Here is a 25384-nt window from a genome sequence, read left to right as displayed (position 1 = left end):
ATATGAAGGTAAAGATTAAAAAACCGACGGGTGGACAGGTTGCCATTGCTATTTTGCTACTGGTTTTAGGGATTTTAATGTCAATGCAAATTAAAAGTGTTAGACAGAGCAATGAATTGAAAAATTTAGAAAAAGCAAGAGCCATTGAACTTGCTGAACAGATAAACAAGCTTAGAGAAGAAAATGTAGGTCTTCGCCAGCAGATTTATGATTATGAGAAAAAAATCAAAGAATATCAGGACTCAGCAGCAAGTATTAGCAAAACAACCGAGCTTTTGAAAGAGGAGCTTGACAAAGTCAAGATTTTAGCAGGGCTTACGGATGTAGAAGGACCAGGTATAATTATTACACTTGATGACAGCAAAATGCCTACCCAGCCCAATGTTGATCCGAACAGTTTTCTGCTACATGACTCTGACATTTTACAGGTTATAAACGAACTTCGGGCAGCAGGAGCTGAAGCAATAGCGATAAATGACCAGAGATTGGTTTCAACAACCGAGATAAGATGTGCAGGGCCGACCATTAGTATAAACAACACAAGGTATTCTGCCCCGTACATAATAAAGGCAATCGGTGACCCTAAGATTCTTAAAAATTCTCTTGAGATGCGGGGAGGTATCATAGATCTTTTGAAGGAATTTTCTATAGAGGTTAAGATTGAAGAAGCTTCAAAAGTTGTGATTCCACGTTATACTGGAAGCTTAAGATTCAACTACGCAAAGATAAGAAGTGAAGGAAGCTGATGAAAAGATGATAGTACTTGTAATTGCTCTTTTGGTTGGAATATTGATAGGACTTTTTATTCCAATAAGTATTCCTCAGGATTATTCATCTTATGTTGCAGTTGGTCTTCTTGCAGCACTTGATTCCATATTTGGTGCTTTAAAGTCAAATCTAAAGGGTGATTTTAAGATTGACATATTTATTTCAGGGTTTGTGGGCAACACTCTCATAGCCATGCTTCTTGCCTACATGGGTGACATGCTTGGCATTCCGCTGTACCAGGCAGCGGTTGTGGCTTTTGGTGTTAGGATTTTTCAAAATTTTGGGGAGATGCGAAGAAGTATTTTGATAAAAAACAAGAGTTTTTCTAAGGAGGAGAAAAACCAATGATTAGTTTTGACACAGAAAAAATGACTGTTGCACAATTGAAAGTTATTGGTGTTGGTGGCGCAGGAAACAATGCGGTAAATAGAATGATTGACGTTGGTGTGTCAGGAGTAGAGTTCATAGCAGTTAACACCGACAAGCAAGCTCTTCAGCGTTCAAAGGCACATTATAAGATTCAGATAGGTGAGAAGATTACAAAAGGACTTGGAGCGGGGGCAGACCCGGAGATTGGAAGAAAAGCTGCAGAGGAGAGTAAAGAGGATATAGCGCAGGTGTTAAAAGGAGCAGACATGGTATTTATTACAGCAGGAATGGGTGGTGGGACCGGTACGGGTGCTTCACCTGTTGTTGCTGAGATTGCAAAAGAGCTGGGGATATTAACTGTTGCTGTTGTTACAAGACCGTTTAAAAGTGAGGGTGCGAAACGAAGAATTAACGCAGAAAAAGGAATAGAAGAGCTGAAAAAGATTGTTGACACAATAATTATTGTGCCAAACGATAGACTCTTTATGCTTTCGACTAATAAGAGCCTTAAAATTTCAGATGCATTCAGAATGGCTGATGATGTGCTAAGACAGGGTGTTCAGGGAATTTCTGATATTATATTGAATGCTGGGTTAATAAATGTGGACTTTGCAGATGTGAAAGCTATCATGATGAATAAGGGATATGCTCACATGGGAATAGGCAAGGCAAAAGGCGATGAAAAAGTACTCAAAGCTTTAGAGCAAGCAATCAACAGCCCGCTTCTTGAGACTTCAATAAAAGGTGCGAAAGGTGTTCTTGTAAACTACACGGGAAATCCAGAAGAACTTATGCTTGACGAAATTGAAAGAGCAAACGAGCTTATTTCTTCCGAAGCTGATGAGAATGTCAACTTTATAATGGGTATTGTTTTCAATGAAGAAATGAAAGACGAGGTTCAAGTTACTGTCATTGCAACAGGGTTTGACACAACCAATGAAGAGTCGTCATCTGCCCAGGTAAATAAAGCCTCGATGCAAAAAATGGGCAATCTCCAAAATCTGTTCCAAGATGATGATATATTTGAAATCCCTATATTTTTGAAAAATAAGAAGTAAAAGAGAGTAACATACAAAAAATTATACATTATACGATTAAGGGGCTATCCAGTTATCTTTTTGCTGGGTAGTCCCTTTTTGCTTTAAAGTACTCTTTAATAAAAAATTCTTTTATTTTATAAATACACAATTGCGATGGGTATAAAACAATTAAGAATTTATTTTTTGCAAAAAATTGTTAGAAAATTGTTTTTTACTAAGGAAACAATTGAAACTATTTTGACATAATTTTACCCTTTTCAGGAATATAATTATTACTTAGAGGTGCCTATTTTGAGGATAAAGAGTTGATAGAATAAGATGATTATTTATGCAGATATATATATATTGGAAAATTTAGTTATAAATTATTTTATTCTACTTGCAACATCATATTTACTTAAAGCCAATGTGAACAGTTTTAAGATTTTACTTGTAAGCATACTTGGAGCTTTTTATTCACTATTTCAATTTTATCAGCCTTTACAGTTATTATATTCTCCAATTGGGAAAATAATTGTTTCGGCTTTCTTTGTATATCTTACCTTTTCGCCGAAAAATTTTTATGGATTTATTAGACAGTTTCTTAGTTTTTACCTTGTTACAATCATGTTTGGGGGAATGGGATTTTTTCTTTATTACATTTCGGAAAATAGTATTGAATACTCTGTTCAGCTAAAACTAAAAAATGTTCTACTTGCACTTGGCATTTCACTAATTGTGTTCAAATTATCATATGAACTTATAATCAAAAAGGTTTACAAAGATTCACTCATTAGGTATATAAGATTCAAGATAAATCAATTAGAGTATAGCTGTGTAGGATATATAGATACAGGCAATAACTTAAAAGAACCTTTTTCAGGCAAACCTGTTGTAATTGTTGAAAAAAAGCTACTTGGAATGGAAGAAGAGGCAAAAGACATATCTTCCAAGGACCTTGAGAAGCTTCAAAAAACTTTTGGTAGCAGAATTGTTTTGATACCTTACAATTCAATTGGGCAGGAACATGGGGTTTTGGTAGGAGTTATACCTGATGAGTTTTATGTTTCAGAAAACAAAAATACATGGGTAAGGAAAGATGTAGCGATTGCCTTGTATGACAAAAAAATTTCAAACAGATACTCGGCACTTCTTGGTCCTGATTTAATTTGATTCTTAAAGGAGGAGTGATTTTATGAAACTTGATTCTAATATTTTGCAATATGTATTAAAAATATTTAAAAAACTTGGTTTTAAACTTTCAAAAAATCAGGTAATGGAGATTTTCTATATTGGTGGATGTGATACTCTTCCGCCGCCGCTTACACCTGACGAAGAAGCCCAGATTTTATACAAGATTCATTACCAAGGGAAAGAAGAATTAAAAAAGATTTTAGTAGAAAGGAATTTGAGGTTGGTTGTCTACATTGCTAGAAGGTTTGAAAATACAAAGATTAATCTTGAAGACCTTGTTTCAATAGGCACAATAGGTTTGATTAAAGCAATAAATACATATAATCCAAACAAGAATATAAAACTTGCTACTTATGCTTCAAAATGTATTGAAAATGAAATTTTGATGTTTTTAAGACGAAATTCAAACAAAAAGCTTGAGTTGTCGATAGACGAGCCACTAAATGTAGATTGGGATGGCAATGAGCTTTTACTTTCTGATGTTCTGGGAACTGATACAGAAGAAATTTATAACAGGATTGAGAGTAGTGTGGAGAGAGAAGCACTTTTACGAGCAATTCAAAAACTTCCGTCAAGAGAAAAAAGGATTGTTGAACTGAGGTTTGGATTTGGAGATGGTGGAGAAAAAACACAAAAAGAGGTTGCAGATATGCTGGGGATATCACAAAGTTATATCTCGCGCTTGGAAAAAAAGATTATAACAAGACTAAAAAAAGAACTGGCAAAAATTATATAATATAGAAATCTATTTTAGAATAATTACCTTCCCCAAGGTTAATAATAACCATAGTGTAAAGTAAAAAAAGGGGGAGGTAATTAAATTGAACAAAGTAGAAATTTGTGGTGTGAATACATCAACACTCCCCGTTTTAAGCCATGAAGAAAAGCTTGAACTTTTGAAAAGAATGAAAGAAGGAGACAAAGAAGCACGAAGAATTTTTATTGAAGGAAATTTGAGGCTTGTTTTGAGCGTTGTACAAAAATTTGCAAACAGGGGCGAGAATTTAGACGATTTGTTCCAGGTAGGATGCATTGGTCTTATAAAGGCAATTGACAATTTTGACCTTTCTCAGAATGTAAAGTTTTCGACTTATGCAGTGCCGATGATAATTGGGGAGATAAGAAGATATCTGAGGGATAATAACTCTATGAGAATTTCGAGGTCTTTGAAAGATACAGCCTATAAAGCTTTAAAAATAAAGGAAAAGTATATAAATAAAAACCAGAAGGAACCAACATTAGAAGAGATAGCAAAAGAATTATCAATAACTAAAGAAGATCTTGTTTTTGCGCTTGATTCTATACAAGAACCAATCTCTCTTTATGAGCCAGTGTTTCAAGATAGTACTGATACAATGTATGTTGTGGAAAGACTGTGTGACCACAAATCATGCGAAAGTGTTTGGCTTGAGGAGATTTCACTCAAAGATGCTCTCTCGAAACTTACAAAGCGCGAAAAAGAAATTCTGTATTTGCGTTATTATAAAGGAAAAACCCAAATGGAGGTAGCAAAAATTGTAGGAATTTCTCAAGCACAGGTCTCAAGAATTGAAAAAAGTGCAATAGGACATATTAAAAAGTATGTTTAAGATTTTGTTGTTGACAATTTATGCATTCAAAATTTATAATAATCTAAAACTGACAAAAAGCCTTTTACCTTAAAAGTAAGGTAAAAGGCTTGTAAATTTTTTAAGGGGGCAATGTTTCAATGTCTCTTATAGAAATGACTATTCCAGACTATTTTGATATGATAGCTACAAAGTTTGCTGACAATCCCGCTGTCATTTACCATCATGAAAAGATTTACCTTACATATTCCCAGTTCAAAAAAATGGTTGATGATGCAGCAAAAGGGTTTATGGCGATTGGGATTCAAAAAGGAGAACATGTGGCTGTATGGGCAACGAACAGGCTTGAATATCTTATTTCTATCTTTGCTTTAGCCAAGATTGGAGCAGTGCTTGTTACTGTAAATACCAACTATAAGATATATGAGCTTGAGTATCTTCTCAGACAATCTGACAGTTCCACTTTAATATTCACAGAAGGATTTAAAGATTCAAATTATCTTGAGATTGTTAAAAAACTTAATCCTCAGCTTCAGGTGTGCAAAAAAGGAGAACTTGAAAATCCTAATCTGCCTTATCTAAAAAGACTAATTTTTATCGGGCAAGACTCTCATAATGGAATATACAACTGGCACGAGGTAATTGAACTTGGAGAGAATATCCCTGATGAGGATCTCATTCAAAGACAAAAAAGCCTTGAGCCAGATGAAGTAATAAATATGCAATACACTTCTGGTACCACTGGATTTCCAAAAGGTGTTATGCTTACACACAAAAATATTCTCAACAATGCAAACGCTATAGCAGATTGTATGAAACTAACATACAAGGATAGACTTTGCATTCCTGTGCCGTTTTTCCACTGTTTTGGACTTGTATTGGGTATAAGTGCATGTATGACAAATGGTGCCACCATGGTGCCGCTTGACCATTTCAATCCTCTTAAAGTTATGGAGACAGTCCACTTTGAAAGATGCACAGGCTTACATGGTGTGCCAACAATGTTTATTGCAATATTGCAGCATCCTGAATTTAATAAGTTTGATTTTTCTTCTCTTCGTACTGGTATAATGGCAGGAGCACCTTGCCCTATCAAGGTTATGAGAGAAGTTATCGAAAAAATGCACATGAAAGAGATTACAATAGCATATGGTCAAACTGAGGCATCACCTGTAATAACTCAGACAAGGGTTGACGACCCTCTTGAGTTTAGGGTGTCTACAGTTGGAAAACCACTTGAAGGTGTAGAGGTAAAAATTGTGGATATCCACACTAAAAAAGAAGTTCCAAACGGTGTTATTGGCGAGATATGTGCAAGGGGATACAACGTTATGAGAGGGTATTACAAAATGCCAGAGGCAACAAAACAAGCCATCGACGAGGATGGTTGGCTTCACACAGGTGATTTAGGATACATTGACCAAAATGGATATTTAAGAATTACTGGTAGGCTCAAAGATATGATAATAAGAGGTGGAGAAAACATATATCCACGTGAAATAGAGGAGTTTTTATATACACATCCGGCAGTGAAAGATGTGCAAGTTGTAGGTGTACCAGATAAGGTCTATGGTGAAGAGATAGCTGCATTTATAATCCTCAAAGATGGGTGTTATGCAAGCGAGGAAGAGATAAAAGAGTTTGTAAAAGCAAATCTTTCACGGCACAAAACGCCACGATACGTTGTGTTTGTTAGCGAGTTTCCCACAACTGCAAACGGAAAAGTACAAAAATATAAACTAAGAGAGATGGCTATAGAAATGTTTGGTCTTCACGATGCGGCAAATATCGAAACAGCTTAAGTTTTTGCCCCCGGTAATATTGAATTTTTCTTTGATTGTATGATAGAATTATTTTCAACATTAAAATTGCGAGGGGAGAAAATACATGCAACTAAGATATAATCTTGAAATTTCACCAAAAGGTAATCTTTCATGGGAAGGAATTGACCTTCTTGACTTGATAGAGATGTATGGAACTCCTCTTTATGTTATGAATGAGACAATGATAAGAGAAAATATCAATATATTTAAGTCTTCCCTGAATAAATATTTTGGAGAAAATGGTCTTATAATTTATGCATCAAAAGCTTTTTGCACAAAGGCTATGTGCCAAATAGCAAAAGAGGAAGGAATTGGTCTTGATGTTGTATCAGGGGGGGAACTTTACACAGCACTTTCTGTAAATTTTGACCCAGATAAGATATTCTTCCATGGAAATAATAAAACATATGATGAGCTTGAAATGGCAGTTGAAAAGGGTGTAAAGATTGTACTTGATAATTTTGATGAGCTCGAGATGCTAAGTCTGATATGTAGAACAAAAAACAAAAAAGCAGATGTTTTGATTCGAATAAAACCAGGAATAGAAGCTCATACACATGAGTTTATTAGGACAGGGCAGATAGACTCAAAGTTTGGGGTTGCGCTTGAAAATGGCGAAGCATTCTCTATTGTTCAAAAAGTTTTGCAAAAAGAGGAGCTAAACTTGGTAGGTCTTCATTGCCATATTGGCTCACAGATTTTCGAAACAGCTCCGTTTAAGCTTGCTGCAAGGGTCATGCTTGAGTTTATGCTCAAGATTAAAAATGAACTTGGCTATGAGATAAAAATATTAGATTTAGGGGGCGGATTTGGAATAAAATACACCGCTCATGATGAACCACCAAGAGTTGAAAAGTTTATAGAAGTAATTACTGAAGAGGTAGAAGAATTTTGTAGCTTGAAGGGGCTAAAAAAACCGTTTATTGTTTTAGAACCTGGAAGGTCAATTGTGGGTGAAGCTGGAATTACGCTTTATACAATTGGAAATGTCAAAGAAATACCAAATGTTAGAAACTATGTATCTGTTGATGGTGGAATGACAGACAATCCACGATATGCGCTGTATCAGGCAAGATATGATGCATATGTTGTTGAAAATCCTCTGGGGCAGCGGACAAAAGTTTATACAATAGCGGGAAGATGCTGTGAGTCTGGTGATATACTCATCAAAGACATAAAGCTTCCAGAGCTTAAGACTGGTCAACATCTTGCCATTTTGGCAACAGGAGCATATAATTATTCTATGTCGAGCAATTATAATAGGTTCCCAAGACCTGCAGTTGTACTTTTGAAAAATGGTCAAGCAAGGGTTATTGTAAAACGTGAAACATATGAAGACCTTGTGAGAAATGATGTTGAGATTTAACAAAATATATTTGGAGAGAATTTATGATGATTGTGCCAAGTATTATAACTATGCTTTTGAGAATTCCAGGGCTTCTTTTTGCAATATCTGTACACGAGTCAGCACATGGATTTGTTGCGTACCTGCAAGGAGATGATCTTCCTAAAAGACAGGGGAGAATAACCTTAAATCCATTGCCACACATAGATTTGTTTGGTGCAATAGCATTGATTCTTTTTGGGTTTGGATGGGCAAAACCTGTTGTGACTGACCCCACAAAATACAAAAATCCAAAAATAGGTATGGGACTGACTGCCTTAGCAGGCCCTGCTGCAAATATTCTTTCTGCAATTGTCTTTGCTGTTGTGCTAAAATATGCTGACAAATACAATATTATTGCGAATAAATATTTTTTAATTATGATCCAGCAGGCATACCTGATTAATGTTTATCTTGCTATATTCAATTTACTGCCAATACCTCCTTTAGATGGTTCAAAGATTTTGTTTATCTTCGCACCGAACAGATATGTAGAATTTTATTATAGATATGAAGTAGTAGGGCAGATAATATTGATTGCATGCATATTATTTGCTCCTTACTTGCTTTCGTATGTGTTACAACCAATTGCTCATGTTATTTTCGCCTTAATTGAATTTATTTTGAGCTTATTTCCTTAGAAGCATAATTTTAGCAAATTCTTGGGGATAGGAGAATGAAAAGATGAGACGAGTTTTGTCTGGTACAAGGCCGACAGGAATTTTACATCTTGGGAACTATTTTGGAGCTATAGAGAGTTGGGTAAAGCTTCAGGATGAATATGAATGTTTCTTTTTTGTTGCGGACTGGCATGCACTTACAACAGGATATGAAGATACTTCGAATTTAAGAGAATATACAAAACAGGTTGTGATAGACCTTTTGGCGTGCGGTCTTGACCCGAAAAAGTGTACAATATTTGTGCAGTCGCATGTTCCACAGCATGCTGAGCTTCATCTTTTGTTTTCAATGATAACTCCTCTTTCTTGGCTTTATAGGTGTCCAACTTACAAAGACCAGATGAGAGAGTTAAAAGAAAGAAACATAGCAACATATGGTTTTTTGGGGTATCCGTGCCTTCAGGCAGCTGATATATTGATATACAAAGCAGAGTTTGTACCGGTTGGTGAGGATCAGCTTCCGCACTTGGAACTGACACGAGAGATTGCAAGGAGGTTTAACTTTTTATATGGTCAGACTTTTCCAGAGCCACAGGCAATTCTTAACACCGTAAGAGTGCTTGTTGGGACAGACGGACGCAAGATGAGTAAAAGCTATGGAAATACAATCGCACTTTCTGAAGACTTAGAAAGTGTCAGGAAAAAGGTAATGAACATGGTAACAGACCCTGCAAGGATTCGCAAGAACGACCCTGGGCATCCTGATGTATGTACAGTTTTTGCATACCATCAGATATTCAGTCCAGAGATTGTTTCAGAGACAGAAGAGAACTGCAAACAGGGTAAAATAGGTTGTGTTGAATGCAAAAAAAGGTTGTTTGAAAATATTTCAAGGTTTTTAGAGCCGGTTCAAGCAAGGAGAAGAGAGCTTGAAAATGACCTTGACTATGTTTTGGGAGTTATCAGTGAAGGTGCAAAAAAAGCAAGAGAAATAGCAGCAAGAACATTACAAGAAGCAAAGGACAGGGCAGGTCTGTTATGAACTTTGAGGTTAAACTTCCCAACTTTGAAGGGCCACTTGACCTGTTGCTTTATTTCATAAAAAAAGAGAAAATAAATATATATGATATTCCAATATCCGAAATTACAAGCCAATATCTGTCATATCTCAACCATTTAGATACCATCAACGTTGATTCTGTTTCTGAGTTTATGGTAATGGCAGCAACACTTTTAGAGATAAAATCAAAAATGCTTTTGCCCAAAGTCCAGGAAGACCAAGACCCACGTCAAGAACTTGTGGAAAGGCTAAGAGAATATCAGAAATACAAACAGGCAGCCATTTACTTAAGAGAAAACTTTCCTTACAGGGAGTGCTATAGAAAGACAAACCAAGATTATTTACTTTTAAAAGAAAATAAGAAGGAGCTTGTAACTCAACTTGATATTAAAAAGCTTTGCAGAGCATATTTAGCAGCTGTCCAGAAAAATGAAGATTTTTCAAAAGAAAATGTTCAAAAACTTCAGGAAATTACCAAGAAGCAGTCAGTATCTATTTTGAAAGTTGTAAAACAAGTATTTGAATATATTAAACAAAAAGGAGTTTTGTATTTTAGTAATCTCATAAAAGGGATTTCAAAAGAAGAAATTATCTACAGATTTTTGGCTATTTTAGAACTTTGCAAGCTTGGTCATATCTTTGCTCATCAGGATAAAATGTTTGACGATATAAAGATTTTAAAGAGGTAACAGGATGGTAATGGAGGCTGCAAAAATAAAATCGATTATAGAAAGTATACTCTTTTTGGTTACAGAACCCTTGGATGTACAAAAACTGGCAAAGATTTTAGGATTAGAGTATCAAGAGGTTAAAAATTATGTCGAGCTGCTGAAACAGGAATATCTACAGCAAAACAGGGGATTCTTAATAACTGAATGGGAAAATGGATATATTTTGGTTACTAATCCAGAAAATTCTGGATATATAAGAGAATACTTTGATTTGGAGCAAAAGTCTGTATCACTTTCTCAAGCAGCATATGAGGTGTTATCAATTGTTGCGTTTAAAGGTCCTATTACAAGACAAGAGATAGAAAAGATAAGAGGAGTAAATAGTGAGAATGTCATAAAAAGCCTTATAGAAAAAGGGCTTATCAAGGAAGCTGGAAGGCTTGACACAATAGGTAAGCCTGCTTTGTATGAGGTAACCTCGCTTTTTTACACTTCTCTTGGTATTAAAGATTTAGAGGAACTTAAAGAGAAGATTTTAAAAATACAGCAAGAGGATACGTCAATTTGATGTATCCTCTTTTATTTTTGTGGAAATAATTTTAATAAAATAAAAAAAGTTTGAGAGGGTTAATAAGTGGTAAAAATTGAAAACTTTCTTCTATTTCTTGCCCTTTGCGTTTTTGCTAATTTATCTTTTCCTGCCAAAAATATTTTTAGTTGACATAAGGGCTGAAAAGGCAATTTATGTTAAAATAAAGTTTAACATCTTAGGAATTTATGTGCATATATTTCACAAGCAAATTCAAATTTCTGGGCACAAAAGAGGTAAACATTTTTCAATTGAGAGAGAAACCAGAAAGGAAAAATCAAAGCATATTTCTACCAAGATGATATTTAGCCTTATTAAAATCTTTCTTTTATCAACTTTGATAAAAATAGAAAAGATTTTTGTGCGCATTTACTGTAAAGATGCTTTTATTTTGAGTATTTTAAGTGCAAGTATATATTCAATTTGGGGAATATTAATGTCATGTGGTCAAAATACTAATCTTGATTATAAAGCCTTTTTGAGAGATGATTTTTTTTCAAGCATTTTGCAATTAAATGTTTATGTAAAAATTTTTCCTGTCAAGCTTTTGACTGTTTGGTTTAAGGTAATTAAAAAACAGAGGGGTGGTGTTAAACTTGGCACATCCAATTGAAATGCTTATGCAGACAACAATGGAAAACCTAAAACAGATGATTGACGTTAACACAATTGTGGGTGATGCTGTTCAAAGTTCGGCTGGAGCTGTTATAATTCCGGTATCAAAAGTTTCGTTTGGTTTTGTAGCAGGTGGAGGTGATATAAAACAGGATATTACTAAGATGAACAAAACCGACGAAAATACTCCACTTTTTGCAGGCGGAACTGGTGCAGGAATTTCTGTTATGCCCATTGCGTTTTTGGTTGTAACACAGGACCAGATAAGACTTTTAAATGTTTCAGCAAACAGCAGTATTGAGAGAATAATTGATATTATTCCAAATATAATTGAAGATATCAAGGAAATTATTCAAAGAAGATGATAGTAAGGTAACCTTGCTATCATCTTTTTTTATGTAAAAGAATAGAAATTAAATTGAAAATGATTTAGAGAGGTAATGAAAATGAGAAAGAAGAGAATAGCTGAAAAGAGTTCAAAAGCACCGATAATAAAAGCAGTAACAGTAGCCTTGATACTTCTTTTTATCCTTGCATTAAAGTACAAATATATTCACATTGAAAATTTTTCATTTGAGAAAGCTAAACTTTATTTTCAACGTGATGAAAAAGTTTATTCGGACTTAGTAAAATGGGTAGAAGATTTATTACAGCCCTTATCTTTTTCAAAATCGGCAAGCAAGCACAACTTGACAAAAAGTTTATCTTCCACATCCTACATATATCCTGCAGATGGACAAATTCAGTCCTCTGACGATGGAGGAACTTTTATTATAGTTAAACAGAAGACTAATATTCTCAGTCCCTGTGATGGAAAGATGGTAGAAGCTATTAAAAAAGGTGAAACTTTTGATATTATTATACAGCAAGGAAGCAGGATACTTTATAGGGTTGAAAATATTGATGTTTTAAACATTCAAAAAGGGCAAGTTTTAAAAAAAGGTGATATAATAGGATATAAACTACCATTTGACCTTGTGGGAAAAGATTTTATATATTTTAAGAGAGAAGAAATAATGTAGTTTAGAAATATTTCACAAATGACATTTCAAACTAATTTATGCTATACTAAATTTAGACAAAAATCGACAAATGAGAATAACAAATCTAAGTAAAAACAGAGGATGGGGCAAGGTGGAGCTGAGATTTAAAATACTTGTTATTACACTGATAGTTGCATTCTTACCATCAACCATTGTTGCTGTATATGTAATGAATAACATAATTCCTCAGTATGAAAGAATTACCTATGATTACTTTGTAAATAAACAACAACAAACCTTAGAGAGAATAACTCAAAAGATTTTTGATGATATGGGAAATATAGCGAAAGAATATACTGTCTGGAATGAACTTTACAGAGCTGTTGTCACAAATGATAAAAAGACTATTGACTTTTACTGGACAAACTGGCTCTATCAAAAACCTTACAGTTTTTCTTTAATAATTGGTTTTTCGAAAGAGGGGAAGATTATTTCGTATCATTCCCCATTTGGGGATATTAAAAGCTCTGACAAGACAAAAATATTAAAAGTATTCAAAAAAGTATTAAATAAAGTCTATTCTGATAACGATATAAATCTAATACCTGTTGAAAGAGGTTTTCTAAAAATAAATGGTAAAATTTTTGCGTTTGTTTGTTCGCCTGTCTTGGATGATAAAGATTTAACAAAACCTGTTGCTGGAGCTCTTTTTCTGGCAAAAGATGTTGACGAGTTTGTGTTTTTGATACAGCCTTACATGGTAGATAGAATATATTTAGTGGATAAGACAACTGTATCTTCTGAAGAAAACCTTCTTAAAAATCATGTTGAGCTATTTGATATTGATGGCTATAAGATAGGAACACTTGTAATCAATTATAATGAAAAAACACTTGTAAATATAAAAAGACACTTTGAAAAACTACTTATTATTACTTTTTTATTTCTAATGATTTTGACCTTACTTATTGCATTTTTAAGCGGAGTATATCTTACAAAAAGGATTGTTCAGCTTGAAGATTATGCTATTTCGCTATTTTCTGGCATAAATGGTGATGCAACCTTTCCAAAACCAGACATAAAAAAAGAGGGAAAGTTTAGAAATGTAGAACTTGTTTTGGAGTATTTTTCGAACGAAATAAAAAGCAAGATTTCGATACTAAAGCAGCAGGATAATCTTTTAAAAGAGCTATTTGAGAAAGAAAAGAGAAACTTTGAAGGAGCGATAAAACTTTTAATATCTATTATTGAAATGAAAGACCCTTACACTAAAGGACACGCAGAAAGGGTTATGAGATACAGCAAAAAAATAGGTGAAAAGATGTTTTCAAAGGGATATAAGATAGACCTATTTGACCTTGAAATTGCTGCATATCTTCACGATATTGGCAAGATTGTAATTCCAGAAAACATATTAAATAAACCTGACAAGTTAACGCAAGAAGAATATTCTATAGTCAAAAGACACTCCTTAGATGGTTATAACATCCTTTCAAACATTGAATATTTTGATAGTATAAAAGAGATTGTTCTGTATCATCACGAGAATGTAGATGGAAGTGGCTATCCGCTGGGGATAAAAGGAGACAAAATTCCTCTTGAGTCAAAGATAATCTCTGTTGCAGATGTTTTTGATGCTCTTACCACAGACAGGCCTTACCGCAAGGCATTTTCAGAGGAAAAGGCTTTAGAGATTATGAAAGGAGAGGTTGGCAAGAAGTTTGACCCTGAAGTTTTTGAGGCATTTTTAAATGTTCTAAAAGAGGAAAAAATCTCAAAAATAGTAGAGATGAAGATAGATGGATAAGTATAAGCTTAAAATGCTATTGGAGTCTGATGAAGGTCCAAAGCTTGATTTTAAACAGTCTCTTTCTGTTGAAACTGATGGTGAAAAGAAAGAGCTTGTAAAAGATGTAATTGCCATTGCAAATTCAAGAGGCGGAAGGGGCTATATTATCTTTGGAGTTGAAGATAAGACAAAAAGAATTGTTGGAATCAAAGACGAAAACATCTCTGAAGAAAAAATTCAGCAGATAATATCGGGTAGGTGTGACCCGCCTGTATCTATTAAGTTTGAGATTGTAGAATACGATGGTAAAAAACTTGGTGTGCTCACGATATACAAAAGCAGTCTAAGACCTCATCAGATGGTCCAAAATGGTGTATTTTATATAAGACGGGGGTCAACAACAGACGTAGCAAGAAGAGAAGAGATAGCATCTATGTTTGAAGAAAGTGGGAGTATCAATTTTGAAATGTCTATTATAAGAAATGCAAATTTAAATGACCTTGAACCTGAGCTAATTTCTATGTTTTTTAGGAGAAGTGGCATTTCATCAGAGTGGGATAACTTAATTTTGCTTGAAAGTTTCGGGATTGTCCAGAGAGATAGAGAAAATAATAATCTTTATCCTACCTTAGCAGGTATTCTTGTGTTCGGAAAATATCCGGAGAGATTTTTGCCGTCAGCGTATCTAACAATTGAATTTTTTGACCAAATTCAAATTATTTGTGGTAACATATATAGTATAATCAAAAAGACTATAAATTTTTTTATTCAGAAGTATCCTCAGAAGGATCTGTGGGCTTTGTTTGAAGCAATTGGAAATGCGCTTGTTCACAGGGATTATTATGACCTGACAAGATGCACGACAGTCAAAATTTCTGAAAGAAATATAGAAGTTGCAAATCCTGGATGTCTTCTTGAGAACAACATGATATTTAGTATGGGTAGAGAAATTATACCAAGGCGTCGAAACCCATGGATTTATCAAAAAATGATAATCTTAGACGACAATAACCTCTTTTTAAAAGCTGGTAAAGGGATATCAAAGATAAGAAGAACATATCCAAATGTTAAGATTATAAATATAAATTCCCAAAATGCATTTAAAATCATATTGCCGTCTATTGATAAACTGTAAAAAAAGAGGAGTAATGAAAAATGGTCAAGGGAAAGGTAATTAGTCTCAATCCTACATCGTCAATGTATTTTAAAATTGGGATTAAACATTACGAAAAGGGAGAAGTGGATCTTGCCATAAAAAGGCTCATGAAAGCTCTTGAACTTGATAATAAAAATGTTGAGATAAAATTTAATCTTGCTGGACTTTTAGCGCAGGTTGGGGATTTTGAAACTTCAAATAAGCTTTTGAGCGAGCTTACAAAAGATAACCCGGAGTTTTATGATTCGCTTTTTGGGCTTGGGTGCAATTTTTTTGAGATGGGCAAATTTAAGGAGGCAAAGAATTTTTTAAAGAGGTATGTAAAACTTTCTAACAACATTGAGTTTAAAGAGGCGGCAGAAGACCTTATTGATTTTATTGAAAGCCAAGAAGAGTTTGAAAAAGAACAAAAAGAAATTGAAAAATATTCAAAACTATTAGAGAGAGGAAATTTCCTTCTTGAAAGTGGAAGATATGAAGATGCAATGAAATATTTTAAAATGATATTGGCAAAAGATGATAGCGTCCTTGCTGCAAGGAACAACCTTTCACTTGCTTATTTTTATATGGGTGATGTTCAAAGAGCGATTGAAGAAGCAAAAAAAGTTCTTCAAATTGATAAGTACAATGTATATGCAAACTGTAACTTAGCATTTTTTTACAGCAGCATAGGAAAAGAAAGAGAGATGAAAAGGCATTTAAAAGCGGTATTGGAAATAAAAACATACGATAGTAAAGATAAAATAAAGATTTTAGACACTCTTATCAAGTTAAATCAGCACAGTGAAATTGCCCAGCGTGCAAACGAGCTTTTTGAGATCACAAGAGAGCCATATTTTAAACATATTGAAGCAATAAGCCTTTACAACATGCGCAAGTATCTCAAAGCAAAAAAAATTTGGGAGTACTTAAAAAAGAACTTTGAAATGCCTGAGATAAGGATTGACTATTTTTTGAAGAAAGTCGATAATGTAATAAAGACATTTGAAAAAGATACTATAGATTATTTTGAAACAGGTTTTAAATTTTTGGAAGGCATGGACGAAAAGGAGTTTAAAAGACAGCTCCAAAATCATATTGACAATTATTTTTCTCAAACTGTCGAAGAAAACAGACAAAAAGTTATAGAAATTTTAAAACAGCACACAGAATTGACTAACAAAGACCAAGAAACTATCTTTAATCTTTTAAAAAATCTTCCGCTTGAAAAACCAAGATTAAATATTCAAGCCATTGCTGCAATTGTTTGGTATGTGTTCAAGAAACACGTGAAAAAAGAAAGGATAAAGCAAAAGGAAGTAGCAAAAATTTTTGGAATTTCGCAGGCCGTCTTCTCTAAATGGTTTAGTGATTTCAAAGAACTTTTGCTAAACAAGGAAATATAAATAAAATAATAATAAATATTATTTTTCACAAAAGGAGGCATTGCTGGTACAATGGACAAAATCACTGTAACTCTTCCTGATGGGAAGGCAGTAGAAGCAGAAAAAGGAATATCTGCTATGGAGTTTATAAAGACAATCTCTATGAGACTTTACAAAGAAGCAGTTGCGTGTAAGATAGATGGTGTTTTGAAGGACTTGTGGACTTCTCTTCAAAAAGATTGCAGCTTTGAGGTTGTGACATTTTCAAATGATGAGGGTAAAAAGGTTTATTGGCACACAACGTCTCATATTTTAGCTCAGGCTGTCAAAAGGCTCTTTGGCGATAAAGTAAAGCTTGGCATAGGACCTGCAATTGACAATGGTTTTTATTACGACTTTGATATTGAAGAGTCAATTACGAGGGAGATTTTAGAAAAGATTGAAGAAGAGATGCAAAAAATAATAAAAGAAGATTTAAAGATTGAGAGATTTGAACTTTCAAGAGAAGAAGCAATAAAACTTATGCAACAAAGGGGAGAAAACTACAAAGTTGAACTTATAAATGATATTCCAGAAGGTGAAGTTATTTCTTTTTATAAGCAAGGTGAATTTGTTGATCTTTGCACAGGTCCGCATCTTCCTTCAACAGGAAGGGTAAAAGCATTCAAATTGCTCTCTGTAGCAGGTGCTTATTGGCGTGGAAATTCAAAAAATAAGATGCTTCAAAGAATCTATGGAATATCTTACGAGAAAAAGTCGCAACTTGATGAATATCTTACAATGCTTGAAGAAGCAAAGAAAAGAGATCATAGAAAGCTTGGAAGAGAACTTGATTTATTTGATATTTTTGAGGAAGGACCAGGATTTCCTTTCTTTTTACCCAAAGGAATGATTATAAGAAACATATTAGAAGACTTTTGGAGAGAAGAACATAAAAAAAGAGGTTATCAGGAAATAAAAACTCCTATAATGTTAACAAAAGACCTTTGGGTTCAATCTGGACATTGGGATCATTATAAAGGTAATATGTATTTTACCAAAATAGATGATCAGGAGTTTGCAATAAAACCTATGAACTGTCCGGGCAGCATATTGGTTTATAAAAGAAAATCACATTCATACAGGGAACTTCCTGAGCGACTGTGTGAACTTGGGCTTGTTCACAGACATGAGCTATCTGGTGTATTACACGGGCTTATGAGAGTAAGATGTTTTACACAAGACGATGCTCATATATTTATGTTACCTTCACAGATAAAAGATGAAATAAAAGGTGTAATTGATCTTATTGATTATTTTTATAGTGTATTTGGTTTCAAATATCATGTTGAACTTTCAACAAGGCCTGAAAATTCAATGGGAACAGATGAGCAATGGAATATGGCTGAAACTGCCCTAAAAGAAGCTTTAGAGGAAGTAGGTATAGATTATAAGATAAATGAAGGTGATGGAGCTTTTTATGGTCCTAAGATTGATTTTCATCTTGAAGACAGTTTAAAAAGAACGTGGCAGTGTGCGACAATTCAACTTGATTTTCAAATGCCAGAAAGGTTTGACTTATATTATATAGGTGAAGATGGTGCTAAACATAGGCCAGTAATGCTACACAGAGTAGTCTTTGGCAGCATAGAGAGATTTATTGCAATACTTACTGAACACTTTGCTGGTGCATTTCCGGTGTGGTTAGCACCAACTCAAATAAGAATAATACCTGTATCTGATAATTTCAATGATTATGCAGCTAAAATATCCCAAATATTAAAGGAAAATGGATTCAGAGTTGAAGAAGATTTTAGGTCAGAAACTGTAGGGTATAAAATACGAGATGCTCAATTACAAAAGATACCATACATGGTGATTGTAGGCGAAAAAGAACAAAGAGATAATACTATAGCAGTACGAGATAGAAAAAAAGGAGATTTAGGTTCGTTTACCATTGATGAATTTGTTTCAATGGTTAAAGATAAGGTGGAGAAAAAGGCTTTAGAATGAAAATTTAAAAAGGCTGCCAGAATATTATTAATTGATATTAAACGGGTTGTTTAATGTGGCAGCCTTTTTAAATTCATTCTGTTATATACATTAATTTTTGAAAAGGGGCGACCGATATGGAAATTATATGGCAAGAGCCATATGAGTCTTTTTTAAGGTTTATAAACAAAAATGGATATAAGTCTTTGTTAATTATATGCGATAAAAATACACTTGATGTGTGTGTCAATAAAGTCAGGGAAGCAGTCGAAAAAACTAATATTAAGTATAAGATTGTGTGTTTTGAGCCAGATTGTGTGGCAGATGAGTATTCGCTTGGAAGGATTTTGTTTGAGATAGAACAAACAGATATATTTGTTGGAGTAGGTAGTGGAACAATTTCTGATATTACACGGTATACAGCATACAAGTTCAAAACCCCGTTTGTTTTATTCCCTACAGCTGCTTCTATGGATGGGTTTGCTTCTTCTGTTGCAGCACTTACTATAAATGGTTTGAAAACAACAGTCTTGGCATCATCGCCAGCAGCTATCTTTGTGGATATGGAGGTGATAGTGAATTCACCTGAAATTTTAAAAAAAGCTGGATTTGGAGATTTGATGGGTAAGATAACTGCTCTTCTTGATTGGCAACTTTCGCATATTATCTTTGATGAAATGATAGACTTAGAAGTTTTACAGATTGTGAAAGATACATATCTAAAAACTTTGAAATCAGTGGGCGAAAACCACTTTTACAAGAATTTATTAGAAGGACTGATAACATCTGGGCTCATGATGTCAAGAGTTAACTCATCTCGGCCTGCGTCAGGCAGTGAACACCATCTTTCTCATTTTTGGGAATATCACAAAGTAAAAACTTATCATGGGATGAAAGTTGGACTTGCAACCCTTTATGTGCTAAGGTTTTATGAGCACTTTTTAAATCTTGATAAATCCAGAATTATTGAAAGGAAAGAATATAAAGTAGATACTAAAGCGTGGGAAGATATGATAAAGAGAGGATTTCAACCAACTTTTGAAAGTATAATAAAGCAAAATATTGGAAGAGTAAACAAGTTAAATGATAAAGAATTTAGGAGTAATGTGATAAACAGGCTTGTTGAAAAGAAAGAGAGTATAGATGACTTGATAAGAGATGCAATCGGTGTGTATGGTGAGTTGGTTGATGCTTACAAAAAACTTAAAATACCCATGAATTATTGGGAGATTGGTATAGATGAGAATCTTTTTAAGATGTCATTTATGTGCGCACCAAATATTAGAGAAAGGTTTACTATACTACATTTGTATGAATTTTTAGGCTTGACAGATGAGGTTGTACAAAGCTTTTGAGAATTTTTTGTTTTGATACCAGCAATTTTGGGAATAAATATTAATGAAAAATGATTGTATTGGTGATGAGTTTATGTACAAGATATTGGTTGTTGACGATTCAGCGTTTATGAGACAGCTCATAAAATCGGTTTTGGAGAGTACTGGAAAATTTGTTGTTACAGTTGCTCAGACTCCTCTCATTGCACTTGACAAAGTTAGAAAGTTCAAGTTTGATGTGATAACAATTGACTATGAAATGCCATATATGAACGGCGTTGAGCTTATAAAAAAGATAAAAGAGATAACAGATACAAAGATTTTGATGATAAGTGCGTACACACGTCCAGGAGCTTATACAACATTTGAGGCATTGTCAGCAGGTGCTTTCGATTATATTTTAAAGCCGTCTTCTGAAGAAGAACTTGAAGAGTTCAAGTATGAGCTAATCAAAAAACTTACTGCGGTGTGCGAAGAGTGTAAAAAGGAAGACACATCAAAAGTCTATGGACTTCCAGCTGCTGTTGAAGGGAAAATTTTACTGGAAGAGAGTATTGTTGAGAGGGTAAGGTTGGCAAGGGTTATCGGTATAGGTATATCCACAGGTGGTCCACCAGTTTTAGAAAGGATGTTTAAGTCACTGAAAAAAGATTTTCCTATTCCTATTCTTGTAGTTCAGCATATGCCACCCAACTTCACAAAACCATTTGCTGACAGACTTGCTGCCATTACATCAAAATGTATAAAAGAAGTTTCTGATAATGAAGAGATAAATGGTGGTTGCATCTACATTGCTAAAGGTGGTTATCATTTAGCGGTGGAAGAAATGAATGGAAAGCTCTATACACGGGTGCTTGACCTTGAGAAAATAAAAAGCCACAAACCTTCGGCAGACATTCTTTTCAGTTCAATTGCAGAAGCCTGTGGAAGAGCTTCTGTTGGAATTGTGATGACTGGGATGGGTTCTGATGGGAGTGACGGGATTTTAGAGATGAGAAAAAAAGGGGCGCTCACAATTGCACAGGATGAAAAGAGTTGTGTGGTTTTTGGAATGCCAAAGGCAGCCATTGAAAAGGGAGCGATTGAGCTTGTTTTAAACCCTGACCAGATTGTTGATCTTTTAAATAGAGTATGAAGGTTTTAAAGAAATTAACAATTCTCAAAAAAGATGACCACTTAAAAAAGTTATTGAGCAAGTGGTCATCTTTATTTTTTAAAACTTGGACAGAAAATTTTATTCACTTCATTGACACAAAAGAGTGCTTATGTTATAATAACAAAATGCGTTAATATGGGTATAACTTCCTTTCAACTTGGACTATTCCGATAAAAGCTGAGATATGCTGAGGCTTTCAAGAATAGATTGTATTTTTAAGGAAACAATAATAAAGATAAGGAAATTTTTTAAGAGGTGATATAGTTGGCACTACCTCGTCCTGTGCAATATGGCAAAGTTCAAAGAATGAGTTATGGTAAGGTTAAGGAAGTTCTGGATTTGCCATATCTTTTGGAAATCCAGAAAAAATCATTTCAATGGTTCTTAGATGAAGGGCTGAGAGAGGTTTTAAGAGAAATATCTCCGATTAAAGATTACAGTGAGACTTTGCTTTTGGAGTTTGTAGACTATTATTTTGACGGACCACCTAAGTATTCTGAACAAGAATGTAAGGAAAGAGACGCCACATATGCAAGACCTTTAAAGGTAAAGGTAAGACTTATAAACAAAGAAACAGGTGAGATAAAAGAACAGGACATTTATATGGGCGAATTTCCAATTATGACTGAAACTGGAACATTTATTATCAACGGTGCGGAAAGAGTAATTGTAAGCCAGCTTATCCGTTCACCTGGATGTTACTTTGCATCTTCCATTGATAAACAGGGAAGAAAGATATTTTCAGGAACTCTTATTCCAAACAGGGGTGCATGGCTTGAATTTGAAACTGATACAAGCGAGCTATTGTCTGTCAGACTTGACAGGACGAGAAAAGTTTCTCTCACAACCCTTTTGAAGGCTTTTGGTCTTTACAATCAGCAGATGATATTTGAAAAGTTTGGTGAGGATGAGAGACTGAAAGCTTCGCTTGAGAAAGAAGCAAATAAAGGTGAGCTTGGAAATCCAGTTGAGAATGCACTTTTAGAGGTATATAGAAGACTTAGACCTGGTGAGCCACCAAATGTTGAGAATGCTCGAAACCTTCTTTATAATATGTTCTTTGACCCAAGAAGGTATGATTTAGCAAAAGTGGGAAGATATAAATTCAATAAAAAATTGTCGTTATGGAAGAGAATTTTCAATAAAAGAGCAGCTCAGGATGTAGTTGATCCCAAGACTGGAGAGATATTAGTAAAAGAAGGAGAACTGATTACAAGAGAGATTGCTACTCAAATTCAAGATGCTGGCATTAACGAGGTATGGGTTTATGCAGATGAAGAGAGACCATTTAAGGTTGTGGGGAACAACACAGTAAAACTTGACAGATATGTAGAATTTGATGTGTCTGACCTTCACATAAAAGAACTTGTTTATAAGCCTGTTTTGGATGATATTCTTAATACTACAAATGATGTTCTTGAGATTAAAAGACTCATAAGAGAAAGAGAGAGAGAACTTGTTCCATATTGCCTTACAATAGATGATATATTTGCAGCAACAAGCTACTTTTTGGGTCTCAAATATGGCATAGGTACAACTGATGATATTGACCATTTGGGCAACAGAAGGGTCAGAGCTGTAGGCGAACTTTTACAAAACCAGTTTAGAATTGGTCTTGCACGAATGGAAAGAGTTATTCGGGAGAGAATGAACATACACGATATTGATACTGTAACTCCTCAGACGCTAATAAACATAAGACCGGTTACAGCAGCTATCAAGGAGTTTTTTGGTTCAAGCCCACTATCACAATTTATGGACCAGGTAAATCCACTTGCAGCACTTACAAACAAGAGAAGGCTTTCTGCTTTGGGACCAGGTGGACTTTCCAGAGACAGAGCTGGGTTTGAGGTCAGGGACGTACATCATTCTCATTATGGAAGGATGTGCCCTATCGAGACGCCAGAAGGGCCAAACATTGGTCTTATTACTTCTTTAGCAACATATGCAAGGGTTAACGAGTACGGATTTTTAGAGACACCTTACAGAAAGGTGGACAAGAAAGAAGCAAGGGTGACAAACGAGGTTGTGTATCTTACAGCTGATGAGGAAGACACTTACAAGATTGCTCAGGCAACAGAACCTGTTGACGAAGAGGGAAGGTTTATAAACCAGAGGGTTACAGTAAGGTTTGGCGAGGAAATTATAGAAGTTGACAAACATGAGGTTGACCTTATAGATATATCACCTAAACAGATTGTATCAGTTTCAACATCACTTATTCCGTTTTTAGAAAACGACGACGCAAACAGGGCACTTATGGGTTCTAACATGCAGCGCCAGGCAGTGCCACTTTTGATGACAGAGTCTCCGATAATTGGAACAGGAGTTGAATACAGGGCTGCGGTTGACTCTGGTGTATGTATTCTTGCAAAGAAAGATGGTGTTGTTGAAAAGGTATCTGCTGATGAGATTGTTATAAGAAACAATGATGGAACAAAAGATGTATATCATCTTTTGAAGTTCAAAAGGACAAACCAGGGGACATGTTTTAACCAAAGACCAATTGTAAGAAAAGGACAAGAGGTTAAAGCTGGAGAGGTTATTGCAGACGGACCTTCCACAGACCATGGTGAACTTGCGCTTGGCAAAAACGTCCTTGTTGCTTTCATGCCATGGGAAGGGTACAACTACGAGGACGCTATCTTGATTTCAGAAAGGCTTGTAAAAGAAGATGTTTATACCTCTATTCACATAGAAGAATATGAGTGTGAGGCAAGAGATACAAAACTTGGACCTGAGGAGATAACAAGAGATATTCCAAATGTTGGCGAAGATGCAATAAAGGATTTGGATGAGAGAGGAATTATAAGAATCGGTGCCGAAGTAAAAAGTGGTGATATTTTGGTTGGGAAAGTTACTCCCAAAGGTGAGACAGAGCTTACTGCAGAAGAGAGATTGCTTCGTGCTATATTTGGTGAAAAGGCAAGAGAAACAAGAGATACTTCATTGAGAGTACCACATGGCGAAGGCGGAATAGTTGTAGATGTAAAAGTATTTTCGCGCGACAAAGGAGATGAACTTCCACCTGGCGTAAACCAGCTTGTGAGAGTTTATGTTGCTCAAAAAAGAAAAATCTCAGTTGGTGACAAGATGGCAGGCCGCCATGGTAACAAAGGTGTTATTTCAAGAATTCTTCCTGTTGAAGATATGCCTTTTTTACCTGATGGTACACCTGTTGACATAGTTCTAAATCCTCTTGGTGTGCCGTCGCGTATGAACATTGGTCAGATTTTGGAAACACACCTTGGATATGCGGCAAAAGCGCTTGGATGGAAAGTTGCAACTCCTGTTTTTGACGGTGCAAAAGAGGAAGATATTGAAGAAGCATTAAAACTTGCAGGATTAAATCCTACAGGTAAGACAATTCTGTATGATGGCAGAACAGGTGAACCATTTGACAATGAAGTAACTGTTGGGTATATGTACATGCTAAAGCTTGTGCACCTTGTTGACGATAAGATTCACGCACGTTCAACAGGACCGTATTCACTTGTTACTCAACAGCCGCTTGGCGGTAAAGCTCAGTTTGGCGGTCAGCGATTTGGCGAGATGGAGGTTTGGGCACTTGAAGCATACGGTGCGGCATATACTCTACAAGAGCTTTTGACTGTAAAATCAGACGATGTAACAGGAAGAGTCAAGACATATGAAGCGATAGTAAAAGGAGAAAATATTCCAGAACCAGGAATCCCCGAATCTTTCAAGGTACTTGTAAAAGAGCTTCAAAGCTTGTGTCTGGATGTAAAGCTCTTGTCTGAGAATAATGAGGAGATTGAGCTAAAAGAGTCTGTTGATGAAGATGAGCAGCCACAAGGGCTTGGAGCTTTTGAGATAGGCGGCGATGAAATAGAGGAGGATAAAGAAGACGACAAGGAAAAGTTTTATGAGGATTTGATGAATGCAACACAAGAAGACGACCAGGGCGAGATAGATGATATAGACGAGTAA

General features: G+C 35.0%; 22 protein-coding genes. All 22 read left to right on the top strand.

Annotated elements, in window-relative coordinates; translation table 11 throughout:
- Window positions 1-2 precede the first annotated feature (2 nt).
- The 22 genes from CALKRO_RS09425 to rpoB all read left to right on the top strand — a co-directional run bounded on the left by CALKRO_RS09425 (window position 3) and on the right by rpoB (window position 25384).
- On the top strand, window positions 3-746 hold the full coding sequence (locus CALKRO_RS09425) for a DUF881 domain-containing protein (protein ID WP_013430798.1): 744 nt from the start codon (window positions 3-5) through the stop codon (window positions 744-746).
- Between the two features lie 7 nt (window positions 747-753).
- Window positions 754-1116, top strand: a complete 363-nt coding sequence (locus CALKRO_RS09420) for a small basic family protein (protein ID WP_013430797.1) — start codon at window positions 754-756, stop codon at window positions 1114-1116.
- The gene (gene ftsZ / locus CALKRO_RS09415; protein ID WP_013430796.1) at window positions 1113-2195 is read left to right on the top strand and encodes a cell division protein FtsZ; all 1083 of its coding nucleotides are present in this window, start codon (window positions 1113-1115) and stop codon (window positions 2193-2195) included. The genes CALKRO_RS09420 and ftsZ overlap by 4 nt, the downstream gene beginning before the upstream one ends.
- A 300-nt stretch (window positions 2196-2495) precedes the next feature.
- Window positions 2496-3329: a sigma-E processing peptidase SpoIIGA gene (locus CALKRO_RS09410; RefSeq protein WP_013430795.1), complete on the top strand. Its 834-nt coding sequence runs from the start codon at window positions 2496-2498 to the stop codon at window positions 3327-3329.
- 22 nt (window positions 3330-3351) lie between these two features.
- A complete protein-coding gene (sigE, locus tag CALKRO_RS09405) occupies window positions 3352-4086 on the top strand; it encodes an RNA polymerase sporulation sigma factor SigE (RefSeq protein WP_013430794.1) in 735 nt (244 codons plus the stop codon).
- Between the two features lie 85 nt (window positions 4087-4171).
- Complete coding sequence (gene sigG / locus CALKRO_RS09400) at window positions 4172-4939, top strand: RNA polymerase sporulation sigma factor SigG (protein ID WP_013430793.1); 768 nt, start codon at window positions 4172-4174, stop codon at window positions 4937-4939.
- A 119-nt stretch (window positions 4940-5058) separates the two neighbouring features.
- Window positions 5059-6720 (top strand): AMP-binding protein, encoded by a 1662-nt coding sequence (locus tag CALKRO_RS09395; protein ID WP_013430792.1) that lies wholly within the window; start codon window positions 5059-5061, stop codon window positions 6718-6720.
- A gap of 85 nt (window positions 6721-6805) precedes the next feature.
- The gene (gene lysA / locus CALKRO_RS09390) at window positions 6806-8107 is read left to right on the top strand and encodes a diaminopimelate decarboxylase (protein WP_013430791.1); all 1302 of its coding nucleotides are present in this window, start codon (window positions 6806-6808) and stop codon (window positions 8105-8107) included.
- Window positions 8108-8130: 23 nt separating this feature from the next.
- Window positions 8131-8766, top strand: coding sequence for a site-2 protease family protein (locus tag CALKRO_RS09385; protein WP_013430790.1), 636 nt, complete (start codon window positions 8131-8133; stop codon window positions 8764-8766).
- 43 nt (window positions 8767-8809) lie between these two features.
- Window positions 8810-9787 (top strand): tryptophan--tRNA ligase, encoded by a 978-nt coding sequence (gene trpS, locus CALKRO_RS09380; protein WP_013430789.1) that lies wholly within the window; start codon window positions 8810-8812, stop codon window positions 9785-9787.
- Window positions 9784-10494, top strand: coding sequence for a segregation and condensation protein A (locus CALKRO_RS09375; RefSeq protein WP_013430788.1), 711 nt, complete (start codon window positions 9784-9786; stop codon window positions 10492-10494). Before trpS ends, CALKRO_RS09375 begins: the two co-directional genes overlap by 4 nt.
- A gap of 4 nt (window positions 10495-10498) precedes the next feature.
- Window positions 10499-11044, top strand: a complete 546-nt coding sequence (gene scpB / locus CALKRO_RS09370) for an SMC-Scp complex subunit ScpB (RefSeq protein ID WP_013430787.1) — start codon at window positions 10499-10501, stop codon at window positions 11042-11044.
- A gap of 76 nt (window positions 11045-11120) precedes the next feature.
- Entirely contained in the window at window positions 11121-11678 is a 558-nt protein-coding gene (locus tag CALKRO_RS09365) for a hypothetical protein (RefSeq protein ID WP_041741679.1), read from the top strand.
- The gene (gene ytfJ / locus CALKRO_RS09360) at window positions 11662-12045 is read left to right on the top strand and encodes a GerW family sporulation protein (protein WP_013430785.1); all 384 of its coding nucleotides are present in this window, start codon (window positions 11662-11664) and stop codon (window positions 12043-12045) included. Before CALKRO_RS09365 ends, ytfJ begins: the two co-directional genes overlap by 17 nt.
- Window positions 12046-12126: 81 nt before the next feature.
- Window positions 12127-12702 (top strand): peptidoglycan DD-metalloendopeptidase family protein, encoded by a 576-nt coding sequence (locus CALKRO_RS09355; RefSeq protein WP_013430784.1) that lies wholly within the window; start codon window positions 12127-12129, stop codon window positions 12700-12702.
- 112 nt (window positions 12703-12814) lie between these two features.
- Window positions 12815-14470 (top strand): HD domain-containing phosphohydrolase, encoded by a 1656-nt coding sequence (locus tag CALKRO_RS09350; protein WP_013430783.1) that lies wholly within the window; start codon window positions 12815-12817, stop codon window positions 14468-14470.
- On the top strand, window positions 14463-15587 hold the full coding sequence (locus CALKRO_RS09345; protein ID WP_013430782.1) for an RNA-binding domain-containing protein: 1125 nt from the start codon (window positions 14463-14465) through the stop codon (window positions 15585-15587). The genes CALKRO_RS09350 and CALKRO_RS09345 overlap by 8 nt, the downstream gene beginning before the upstream one ends.
- A 20-nt stretch (window positions 15588-15607) precedes the next feature.
- A complete protein-coding gene (locus tag CALKRO_RS09340) occupies window positions 15608-16993 on the top strand; it encodes a tetratricopeptide repeat protein (RefSeq protein ID WP_013430781.1) in 1386 nt (461 codons plus the stop codon).
- 51 nt (window positions 16994-17044) lie between these two features.
- Entirely contained in the window at window positions 17045-18964 is a 1920-nt protein-coding gene (thrS, locus tag CALKRO_RS09335; RefSeq protein WP_013430780.1) for a threonine--tRNA ligase, read from the top strand.
- Window positions 18965-19080: 116 nt separating this feature from the next.
- The gene (locus CALKRO_RS09330) at window positions 19081-20298 is read left to right on the top strand and encodes an iron-containing alcohol dehydrogenase (protein ID WP_013430779.1); all 1218 of its coding nucleotides are present in this window, start codon (window positions 19081-19083) and stop codon (window positions 20296-20298) included.
- A gap of 43 nt (window positions 20299-20341) precedes the next feature.
- Entirely contained in the window at window positions 20342-21412 is a 1071-nt protein-coding gene (cheB, locus tag CALKRO_RS09325) for a chemotaxis-specific protein-glutamate methyltransferase CheB (RefSeq protein ID WP_013430778.1), read from the top strand.
- A gap of 327 nt (window positions 21413-21739) precedes the next feature.
- Entirely contained in the window at window positions 21740-25384 is a 3645-nt protein-coding gene (gene rpoB / locus CALKRO_RS09320; protein WP_049775641.1) for a DNA-directed RNA polymerase subunit beta, read from the top strand.

This window comes from Caldicellulosiruptor kronotskyensis 2002 (assembly GCF_000166775.1).
GTDB classification, from domain to species: Bacteria; Bacillota; Thermoanaerobacteria; order Caldicellulosiruptorales; family Caldicellulosiruptoraceae; genus Caldicellulosiruptor; species Caldicellulosiruptor kronotskyensis.
Note: the sequence above shows the minus strand (reverse complement) of the source record. Positions and strands in the feature narration are given on the sequence as shown.